Origin of the sequence: Streptomyces sp. NPDC058289 (genome assembly GCF_042880975.1) — a bacterium.
GTDB lineage: Bacteria > Actinomycetota > Actinomycetes > Streptomycetales > Streptomycetaceae > Streptomyces > Streptomyces stoeckheimensis.
In genome coordinates this window covers 60,448-70,303 of sequence record NZ_JBHVYI010000010.1, presented here as the reverse complement: position 1 = coordinate 70,303, position 9,856 = coordinate 60,448, and the positions used below count along the sequence as shown (strand labels likewise).

7 protein-coding genes are annotated in these 9,856 nt (G+C 71.6%); 6 read left to right on the top strand and 1 reads right to left on the bottom strand.

Translation table 11 applies throughout. The annotated features are described in order from the left end of the window. The first annotated feature begins 235 nt into the window (after positions 1 to 235). From ACFVX6_RS07330 to ACFVX6_RS07310, 5 genes are all read left to right on the top strand, one after another. Complete coding sequence (locus ACFVX6_RS07330; protein WP_389688899.1) at positions 236 to 463, top strand: hypothetical protein; 228 nt, start codon at positions 236 to 238, stop codon at positions 461 to 463. Positions 464 to 465: 2 nt separating this feature from the next. Then, positions 466 to 738 (top strand): hypothetical protein, encoded by a 273-nt coding sequence (locus ACFVX6_RS07325; RefSeq protein WP_389688898.1) that lies wholly within the window; start codon positions 466 to 468, stop codon positions 736 to 738. A gap of 384 nt (positions 739 to 1,122) precedes the next feature. Further along, a complete protein-coding gene (locus tag ACFVX6_RS07320) occupies positions 1,123 to 2,466 on the top strand; it encodes an FG-GAP-like repeat-containing protein (protein ID WP_389688896.1) in 1,344 nt (447 codons plus the stop codon). 168 nt (positions 2,467 to 2,634) lie between these two features. After that, positions 2,635 to 3,792: a transglycosylase family protein gene (locus tag ACFVX6_RS07315; protein ID WP_389688894.1), complete on the top strand. Its 1,158-nt coding sequence runs from the start codon at positions 2,635 to 2,637 to the stop codon at positions 3,790 to 3,792. Positions 3,793 to 4,039: 247 nt separating this feature from the next. Continuing rightward, positions 4,040 to 5,698, top strand: a complete 1,659-nt coding sequence (locus ACFVX6_RS07310) for an endonuclease/exonuclease/phosphatase family protein (protein ID WP_389688892.1) — start codon at positions 4,040 to 4,042, stop codon at positions 5,696 to 5,698. A gap of 87 nt (positions 5,699 to 5,785) precedes the next feature. Here the strand turns inward: ACFVX6_RS07310 and ACFVX6_RS07305 are convergent, their stop codons facing one another. Then, the gene (locus tag ACFVX6_RS07305) at positions 5,786 to 7,315 is read right to left on the bottom strand and encodes a VWA domain-containing protein (protein WP_389688890.1); all 1,530 of its coding nucleotides are present in this window, start codon (positions 7,313 to 7,315) and stop codon (positions 5,786 to 5,788) included. Positions 7,316 to 7,607: 292 nt separating this feature from the next. Here ACFVX6_RS07305 and ACFVX6_RS07300 point away from each other — a divergent pair, with 292 nt between their 5' ends. Next, positions 7,608 to 9,710, top strand: coding sequence for a PhoX family protein (locus ACFVX6_RS07300; RefSeq protein WP_389688888.1), 2,103 nt, complete (start codon positions 7,608 to 7,610; stop codon positions 9,708 to 9,710). The last annotated feature ends 146 nt before the right edge of the window (positions 9,711 to 9,856 follow it).

Below are 9,856 nucleotides of genomic sequence, written 5' to 3'. Positions count from 1 at the left end.
GGCCATCCCCCCCCCCCCCGCTAGTCGCGCGGGGGGTTTTTTTTATCAAATTTAAACTTGGGGGGGGGGCCCCCCCCGTGTTCCCCCCCGCGGCCCCCCACCCGGCAGCCCTTCCGGGGGCGTTCGAGGGCGGACAGGATGGTGTTCACCGGAAGGGAGCGGGGCCGCGGAAAGGGCCCCGGACCCCCTGCCGGGAACCGCGTCAGAGTCCATCCGATCCTTCAGGGAGTTTCCGATGTCCAGGTCCGCCCGCCTCGTCGCCGCCGTCCTCGCCCCTGCCGCCCTCACGGTCCTCTTCGCCGTGACGGGGTCCGGCTCCGGCGGCGGGATGGGCTGGGACGCCCCGGCCCCCACCACGGTCGCCGCCCCGGCCGCCGGCACGAACGGGATGGGCTGGGACGCCCCGGCTCCCACCACGGTCGCGGCCCCGGCCGCCTCCGCCAACGGGATGGGCTGGGACTAGCGATGCACATGATCGTCATCCCGTTGGTCGGTGAAGGTTCCGAGGGGTGGGGGCGCAGGGCTCTGGTGGAGGACCTGCTGTGGGCCCACGCCGATCCGGACCTGGGCCTCGAACACATCCGGGTACGCCCGACCCGGGACGGCTTAGAAGTGGTCGCCCTGATGGGTGGCGCATCCGAAGCCCGCGCCCTGCTCGGCGCACGGTCCCTCCTGAACCGGGCCGGCGACGCCCTGGCCGCCCAGGGCTATGCGGTGGCCGCGCCCCCGCTCGCCTGACGGTGACGGCCGTCGAGGATTCCGCTGCCGCGCGGCGGCTCCCCACCTGATCGTCCTCTGCCGTACCTGACCGGCCTCTGACGCACTTGATCGTCCTCTGCCGTACCTGACCGTCCTCTGCCGTACCTGACCGGCCCCTGACGCACCCGAACGTTCCCTGACGCACCTGAACGTTCCCTGCCGCACCTGATCGTTCTCCACCCCGCCCGGCCCGTCACGAGGGCGCCCGTCGCGGCGCCCGCGGCCCTCCGCGGTGTCCTTCCCGCTGTCGAATCCGCGTGCCGCCCGACCGCCTCCGGCCGTCGTGACCCGGCCGCACGCCTCCAGAGCCTCCGTAGTAACCCACTTCGCTCGTCCATGTCTTCACACACAGGAGTTCCTGTCATGCGCATGTCCAAGAACACCGTTCGTACCGCCACTCGCACCGCCCTGGTGGCCACCTCGCTCGCCGCGGTGGCGCTCGGTGGCACGCTCCCCTCCCATGCCGCCACGCCCCCGGAGGTTCAGGCCGTCACGCTGGCCACCTCGACCCTGGGCGGTCAGATCAGCCAGAGCGAGATACTCCAGCGGGCCCAGACCTGGGTCGACGCAGGGGTTCCGTACAACCAGGGCGCCACCTATTCGGACCCGCAGGGCCGCCCCTACCGCACCGACTGCTCCGGCCTGGTCTCCATGGCCTGGCACCTCAACGCCGGCATCGGCGCCACCACGTGGACCCTGCCCAACTACTCCACCAAGATCGCCAGCCTGGACGACCTCCAGCCCGGGGACGCCCTCAACAACATCGATACCCACGTCGTGCTGTTCGACAAGTGGACCGACTCCTCGAAGACCGAGATGTGGGTCTACGAGCACGCCAGGCCGGGCACCAACGCCCGCCACATCAAGTACACCAAGAGCTACATCGCCGGCCAGGGCATGAAGGGCTACCGCTACAACAAGGTGGTCGAGTCCCCCGTCGCGGTTCCCGACAAGGGCATGACCGATGTGACGTCGGTCGGGGACATCACCGGGGACGGCATCGGCGACGTGATCGCCGTGGACGCCCTGACCGGCGAACTCTTCCGCTACTCCGGCCCCAACTTCACCGGCGGCACCGCCCGCGTCAAGATCGGCTCCAACTGGGACACCATGGGCGACCTGGTGGGGGTGGGCGACCAGAACGGCGACGGCGTGGGCGACATCATCGCCACCGAGGCCGCGACCGGTGACCTCTACCGCTACAACGGCCCCTCGTTCGCCGGTGGCACGCGGACCAAGATCGGGTCGAACTGGGACTCCATGCACGGCATGGCCTCGGTCGGTGACATCACGGGCGACGGCAAGGGAGACATCATCGCGGTCGAGTCGCGCACCGGTGACCTGTACCGCTACTCCGGCCCGTCGTTCACTGGCAGCTCCGCGGTCAAGATCGGCACCGGCTGGAACGTCTACGACACCCTCGTCGGTGTCGGCGACCTCACGGGGGACGGCAAGGGCGACATCGTTGCGGTCGAGACGGCGACCGGCGACCTGTACCGCTACTCCGGCCCCACGTTCAACGGCGGCAGCCGGGTCAAGATCGGCACCAACTGGAACTCGATGGTCAACCTGACCGGTCCCGGTGACCTGAACAAGGACGGCGTCCCGGACCTCCTCGCGGTCAACTCGTCCACCGGGTACCTCTTCCGCTACTCCGGCCCCAACTTCAGCGGCGGCGCAGCGGTGCAGATCGGCACCAAGTGGTAGCCCGCCCGGTGTGATCCCCCCCCCCGGGAGATCACCCTCCCCGCACGGCGGGGCCGCCCGGCCACCCCGGCCCCGGCCCCGCCGTGCCCGCTGCCCGGCGGCCGTCCGCCGACCCGCCGCCGCTCCGCCTTCCTGCCCTGCCTTCCCGCGAGAACCCCGAGGTTTGTCATGCGTCCGCTCTTCTTCCGCAAGAAGTCCGTCCTGGTGGCCCTGGTCGCCGGCCCCGTCGCCGCCCTCACCCTCCCCCTGCTGGCCGCCGCTCCGGCCTCGGCCGCCTCCGTCGCCACCTGGGACAAGGTCGCTCAGTGCGAGAGCACCGGGAACTGGGCCATCAACACCGGCAACGGCTACTACGGAGGGCTCCAGTTCTCCAAGTCCACCTGGGAGGCCTTCGGCGGCACCAAGTACGCGGCGTACGCCCACCAGGCCACCAAGGAAGAGCAGATCCGCATAGCCGAGAAGGTCCTCGCCACCCAGGGGGAGGGAGCCTGGCCGCACTGCGGTCCGGCCGCCAACCTCGGCGCCGACCACGCCGACCCCTACCCGTCCGAACCCGAGGGCCCGCAGAGCCAGATGACCAACCTGACCGGCGTCGGTGACCTGACCGGCGACGGGAAGGGCGACATGGTCGCCGTCGAGGCGGCCAGCGGAGACCTCTACCGGTATGCGGGCCCGAACTTCAGCGGTGCCTCCGGCGCCCGGGTCAAGCTGGGCTTCGGCTGGAACAGCATGAGCGAGATCGTCGGCATCGGTGACGTGACCGGCGATGGCAAGGGCGACCTCCTCGCCGTGGAGAAGACCACCGGGGACCTGTACCGCTACGCGGGCCCCACCTTCGCCGGCTCCTCCCGGGTCAAGGTCGGCACCAACTGGGACACGATGAAGAACATCACCTCGGTCGGCGACGTGACCGGTGACGGCAAGGGCGACGTCATCGCGGTCGAGAAGAGCAGCGGCGACTTGTACCGCTACTCGGGCCCGTCCTACACGGGCGGCTCCGCGGTCAAGATCGGCACCGGCTGGAACATCTACTCCTCGATCACCGGAATCGGCGACGTGACGGGCGACGGCAAGGCGGACATCGTGGCGGTCAACGCCACGACCGGCGATCTGAACCGCTACTCCGGCCCCTCGTACGCCGGCTCGACCATGGTCAAGGTCGGCTCCAACTGGGACACGATGCGCTCGCTGGCCGGTGTCGGCGATGTGACCGGCGACGGCAAGGGCGATCTGGTGGCCGTCGAGAAGGCCAACGGCAACCTCTACCGGTACACCGGCCCGACCTTCGCGGGCGGAAGCCGCACCCAGATCGGCACCAACTGGTAGCAGTGCGGCGGCGCGTGGGACACCCGCGTACGCGGCGGGCCGGTGCGCGGGCTCAGCCCCGCCGGCCCGCCGCTCCGGCCCGCCGCCCGGGCTGAGCCCCTCCGCCGCGCCGCCCAGGCGGGTCCCCGCTGCCCAGGCGGGTCCCCGCTGCCCGCCGGCCCGCTGCCCGCTGCCCGCCGGCCCCCTCCCCGCCGGCCCGAGGCGCGCCCCCCGCCCGCGCCTCCCCGACCCCTTCCTGGAGCCCCGCATGTCCCGTCGCCCCACCGCCCTCTGGGCCGCCGCCGGCTCGGCGGTCCTCGCTCTCGCCGCCCTCGCGGTCGGCGCCGTCCCGGCCCAGGCCGACACGGTCAGCGCCTCCACCGCCCCGCCCCTGCGCTTCGTCAGCTACAACATCTGCGGCAACATCTGCTCCGGCGCCTCGTACGACCAGCAGAAGCGGATCGACAGCATCGTCGCCCAGGCGGCCGTCACCACCTGGAACGCGGACCAGATCTTCCTCCAGGAGGTGTGCCGCCCGCAGTACGACGAGGTCCTGAAGCGTCTGGCGCCCCAGGGGTTCCGCGGCTCGTACAGTGCGACCCTGACCGGGAACCCGTCGGTCTGCGGCGGTCACGACTACGGCAACGCGGTACTCGTCAGGGGGCCGGTCTCCGAGTCCGTGGAACTGGACCTGACGGTCGGCGGAGAGAGCGAGCCGATCAAGGTGCCGTGCGTGAAGAACTATGTGCAGAACCGGCTCAACTGGGCCTGTTCGGTGCATCTCTACTGGGACAACGGAACGCTCGCCGCTCCGGAGGCCGAGCGGCTGGCGACCCAGGCCAAGACCTGGCAGGACCAGGGCATACCGGTGGTGCTGGGCGGCGACTTCAACCACTCGCCCCGCACCTCCTCGCTCACCCCGTTCTACGACACGGGCATCAACGACAACGCCCGCGGCACCTTCATCGAGGCGGACGAGACCGACGGCGAGTTCTTCGACCCGGCCGCCTGCACGGTGGGCCAGGAGCAGCGCTGCCGCTCCGGCGAACCGACCCGTGAAGGCAAGAAGCTCGACTACGTGTTCTTCAGCTCGAAGCACTTCAAGTCGCCGAAGGGCGACGTGCTTCCGCTCGACCCGTCCGTCTCGGACCACCAGATGGTCCGGGGTGCGGCCACCTGGGCCGACTGCGGGCCCTTCACTCCGGCCGCCGGTGCGCTCTTCAGCCGGGACGAGTCCGGCGCGCTGTTCCGCTACTCCGGCCGCGGGGGCACCAGCCTGGCCGCCGCCTGCAAGACCGGCAGCGGATGGCAGAACATCGCACGGGTGGTCCGCCTGAACGGTACGTCGACCCTCGCGGCCGTCGATTCCGCGGGTGCGCTGTGGCACTACCCGGCCGATGCGACCGGTGCCTATTCGGGATCGACGCGGGTCTCCGCGGGGACCGGCTGGGGAGCGTGGGACAAGCTGGTCTCGCCCGGCGACTTCTCCGGTGACGGCCGGGCCGACCTGATCACCCGTGCCGCGGACGGAGGACTGTGGCTCCACAAGGGCACGGCGGCCGCCGCCTATGCGGCGCCGGTGAAGATCGGTACGAACTGGAACATCTACGCCGACCTGTTCTCGCCCGGCGACTTCACCGGTGACGGCCGGGCCGACCTGATCGGGCGCGAGCCCGCCGGTGACCTGTACCTGTACAAGGGCGACGGTGCGGGCGGGTACGCGCCCCGGCTGAAGATCGGCTCGGGCACGGCCGGATACGACGCGATGCTCTCGCCGGGCGACATCACCGCCGACGGGAAGGCCGACCTGCTGGCCCGGGACACCGCCGGTGGACTGTTCCTGCTGAAGGGCAACGGCACGGGTGACGGCTTCGGGGCGCCGACCAAGGTGGGCAGCGGCTACCCGGCCGGCGGACTGCTCTTCTGATCCTCCGACGGCGGGACACGGCCTCCGTACCCCGCCCCTGACACGCCACCGCCCCCGACCGGAAAGCCGGTCGGGGGCGGTGGGCCTTCAGAATCCCTGGACCAGGCCCTTGAGCAGGGCGGCCGAGGTCAGTTCGGCCGGGGCCGGGCCGGCGTGGAAGAAGCCGGCGTTGTCGGCGTCCAGCTTGCGCAGGAAGTCGAAGGCCTTGGCGTCGTGCTCGCCGAAGGCGACGAACTGCCAGTGGATGCCGGGGGCGGCGGTGGCCGCCTCGGCGATCGCCTCGCGGGCGGGGCGGACGCTGTCGGGCGCACCGTCCGTCTGGAACACGACCAGGGCCGGGCCCTCGCCGCCGTCCTTCTGGTAGCGCTCCACGACGGCCTCGACGGCGACGTGGTAGCTGGTGCGGCCCATCCGGCCGAGCTCCGCGTGGCGGGCCTCGACCCAGGCCTCGTCGTACGCGTCGAGGGACAGGTCGGCCGTGCCGTCCAGCTCGGTGGAGAAGAACACCGTACGGACGGTGGCCTCTTCGTCGAGGTGAGCGGCGAGGGCGAGGGCGTGGTCGGCGAGGTGCTGGACGCTACCGTCCTTGTAGAACGGGCGCATCGAGCCCGACCGGTCGAGCACGAGGAACACGGTGGCGCGGGCGCCTGCCTTCCCCTTGGTGCGCAGGACCTGCCCGGCGGCCTTGTACGCGGCTGCGAGCGGGGGCGCTTGGCGCTTGACCGCGGCGAGGGCGTGTGCGGGGCCGCCTGTGGCGGCCTCGGCGGTGAGGAGCTCGGCGTCGGCGTCGTCCTCGGCCGGGACGGGCTCCGCGTCGGCGTCGGCCGCGACGGGCTCGGCCTCGGCGGCCACGGGCTCCGCCTCGGTGATGACCTCGGCGATGACCTCGGCCTCGGCCGCGACAGGCTCCACCTCGAGCTGCGGCTCCGCCTCGGCGGCCACGGGCTCGGCCGCGGCAGGCTCCGCCTCGGGCTCGGTGTCCGCTTCCGGGGCGGCTACGTCGGCCTGCGGCTCGGTGTCCGCCACTGCGGCGGGCTCCTCCTCGGGCGCTGCGGCCAGGGCCGGCTCGGCCTCGGCCTCAGCGGCGACCGGCTCCGGCTCGGCCTCGGCGGCGACCGGCTCGGCCTCCGCCTCGGGGGTGGCTGCCTCCGCCTCGGGGGTCGGAGCGGTGATCGCCTCGGGCTCGGCCTCGGGGGCCGTCGCCTCCGCCTCGGCCGCGAGCGGCTCCGGCTCGGTGGCGGGCTCCGGCGCCGCCTCGGTGGCCGCTTCGGCGGCTGCGGGCTCCGCTTCGGCGGCGGCCGGGGCCGTCGGGGTGGACGGCGTCGCCGGGGTCGCCGACGAGCCCCCGGTGGGGGACCGGCGGGCCTCCGGGACCGTGGGGTCCGGGGTGGGGGCCGGGGCCGGGGCGGTGAGGACCGTGCCCGGTTCGAGGTCCCGGGGGGTGGACTGCGGGGGAACGGTGGGGTTGTCGAAGGAGGCGGCGACCAGTTCGGCCGCAGCGTCCAGGGGGGTGCGTTCGGTCTGGCTCGGGAGGGCCGCCGAAGTGGTGCCGGTCGTCTCCGGAACCGATTCAGAGGTCCGTCCGAACACCTTGCGCAACAAGCTCCGAATACCCATGGGCCAGGCCTTTCGCATGAGTGCGTGCATCATTTGTCCGTGCTGCGCGGTAGATCCCTGCCCAGAGTGGACACGTAAGGTTATCGGCCCCTTGGCTGGAACTTCGGGAGGGGCACCTTTCGTGGCGCCCACGCCCCAAACACACCCGTTATGCCCCCGAACTGCCGCCCCGACGTGTCGGATTCACCGGGCGTTCATCCATCGGCCGCCGCTTCGGCGCAACCCGCCCATAGCGTCACCGACGGATTGTTCCGACACGTTGTCGGGGACCGTGCATCTACGGAGGACACTCGTGCGCAAGCTCCTGCCGCTCATCGGCACTTCTCACGGGGGCGGACGTTCCGCTCTCACCTGCCGCTACCGCTGCGGCGACGCCTGCTTCCACGAGGTGCCGAACACCAGCGACAACGAGTACGTCGGCGACGTCATAGCCCGCGCCTACTCCCGCCGCGCGATGCTCCGCTCCGCCGCGGTCGTCACGGTCGCCTCGGCGGCCGGTACCGCCCTCACGCTGAGCGGCAACGGCTCCTCCGCCTCCGCGGACCCGACCCTCGACGCGCAGCGCGCCGGCGCCGCCGGAGTCAACGCCGAGGGCGCCCGCGGCCTGCGCTTCAAGCCCGTCGCGCCGAACACAGCCGACCAGGTCACGGTCCCCGAGGGCCACGAGCAGAACGTGGTCATCCGCTGGGGCGACCCGATCGTCAAGGGCGCGCCGGGCTTCAACCCGGACAACCAGACCGCCGCCGCACAGGCCGGTCAGTTCGGCTACAACAACGACTTCCTGAGCCTGCTCCCGCTCGGCGGCGCCTACGAGCGCCAGCAGCTGCTCGTGGCCAACCACGAGTACACGGACGAGAACCTCATGTTCAAGGGGTACGACTCGGCCAACCCGACCCGCGAGCAGGTCGAGATCGCCTGGGCCGCGCACGGCCTGTCCGTGGTCGCGGTCCAGGAGGACCACCGCAGCGGCAAGCTGACGGCCATCAGCCGCCACCGCCTCAACCGCCGTCTGACCGCCACCAGCGAGTTCCGGCTGACCGGTCCGGCCGCCGGCACCGACCTGGTGAAGACCTCGGTCGACGCCACCGGCACCAAGGTGCTCGGCACCCTCAACAACTGCGCCGGCGGCACCACCCCGTGGGGCACCACCCTCCACGGCGAGGAGAACTTCAACCAGTACTTCGGCAACGCCGGCCTGGTCACCGACCCCACCCAGGCGGCCCGCCTGAAGCGCTACGGCGTGACGGCCGGCGCCACCGAGCGCAAGTGGGAGCGGTTCGACAAGCGCTTCGACGTCGCTCAGGAGCCCAACGAGTCGCACCGCTTCGGCTGGGTCGTCGAGCTGGACCCGTACGACCCGAACTCCACCCCGCGCAAGCGCACCGCGCTCGGCCGCTTCAAGCACGAGGCCGCGCAGCCCCGCCTGACCGAGGACGGCCGCCCCGTCGTCTACATGGGCGACGACGAGCGCTTCGACTACTTCTACAAGTTCGTCTCGTCGAAGCAGATGAAGAAGGGCGACTCGCGCGCGGCGAAGGAGCACAACCTCACGCTGCTCGACGAGGGCACCCTCTACGTCGCCAAGCTCACCGGCGACACCCCGGCCGCCGAGATCGACGGCACCGGCAAGCTCCCCTCCGACGGCGAGTTCGACGGCTCGGGCGTCTGGATCAAGCTCCTCACCTCCTCCCCCAAGGGGAACGTCTCGCACGTCGAGGGCATGACCGCCGAAGAGGTGTCCGTCTTCACGCGCCTCGCCGGTGACAAGGTCGGCGCGACCAAGATGGACCGTCCCGAGGACGTGGAGCCGTCCCCGCGCACCGGCCGCGTCTACATCGCGCTGACGAACAACACGGACCGCGGCAAGCCCGGCAAGGAAGGCGCCACCGAGGCCAACCCGCGCAACCTGAACAAGCACGGCCAGATCCTGGAGCTCGCCGAGAACTTCGACGACGCGGCCGGCGACGGCTTCGCCTGGCGCCTCTTCCTGGTCGCGGGTGACCCGAACGACCCGGCGACCTACTTCGCGGGCTTCCCGAAGGACAAGGTCAGCCCGATCTCCTGCCCGGACAACGTCGCGTTCGACCCGCACGGCAACCTGTGGATCTCCACGGACGGTAACCAGCTCGGCTCGCACGACGGCCTGTTCGGCGTCGCGACCGCCGGTGAGCGCCGCGGTGAGCTGAAGCAGTTCCTGACCGTTCCGCGCGGTGCCGAGACCTGTGGCCCCATCATTCAGGACAAGCGTGTCCTGGTCGCCGTGCAGCACCCGGGCGAGATCGACGGCGCGTCCGTCGAGAAGCCGCAGTCGGTGTGGCCCGACGGTCCGGGCAAGATCGTCCGCCCGTCGGTCGTGTCGGTCTGGCGCAAGGACGGCAAGAACATCGGAGTCTGACGTCTGACGTCTGACGTCCGAGCCGAGGTGAGTTGATCCGTGCGGGGGCGGTGGATGTTTCACGTGAAAAAAACACCCCCCCCCCCCCAACCGCCGCCCGCCGGGGGCCCCCCCCCCCCCCGGGGGGGGGGGGCCCCCCCCCCCCC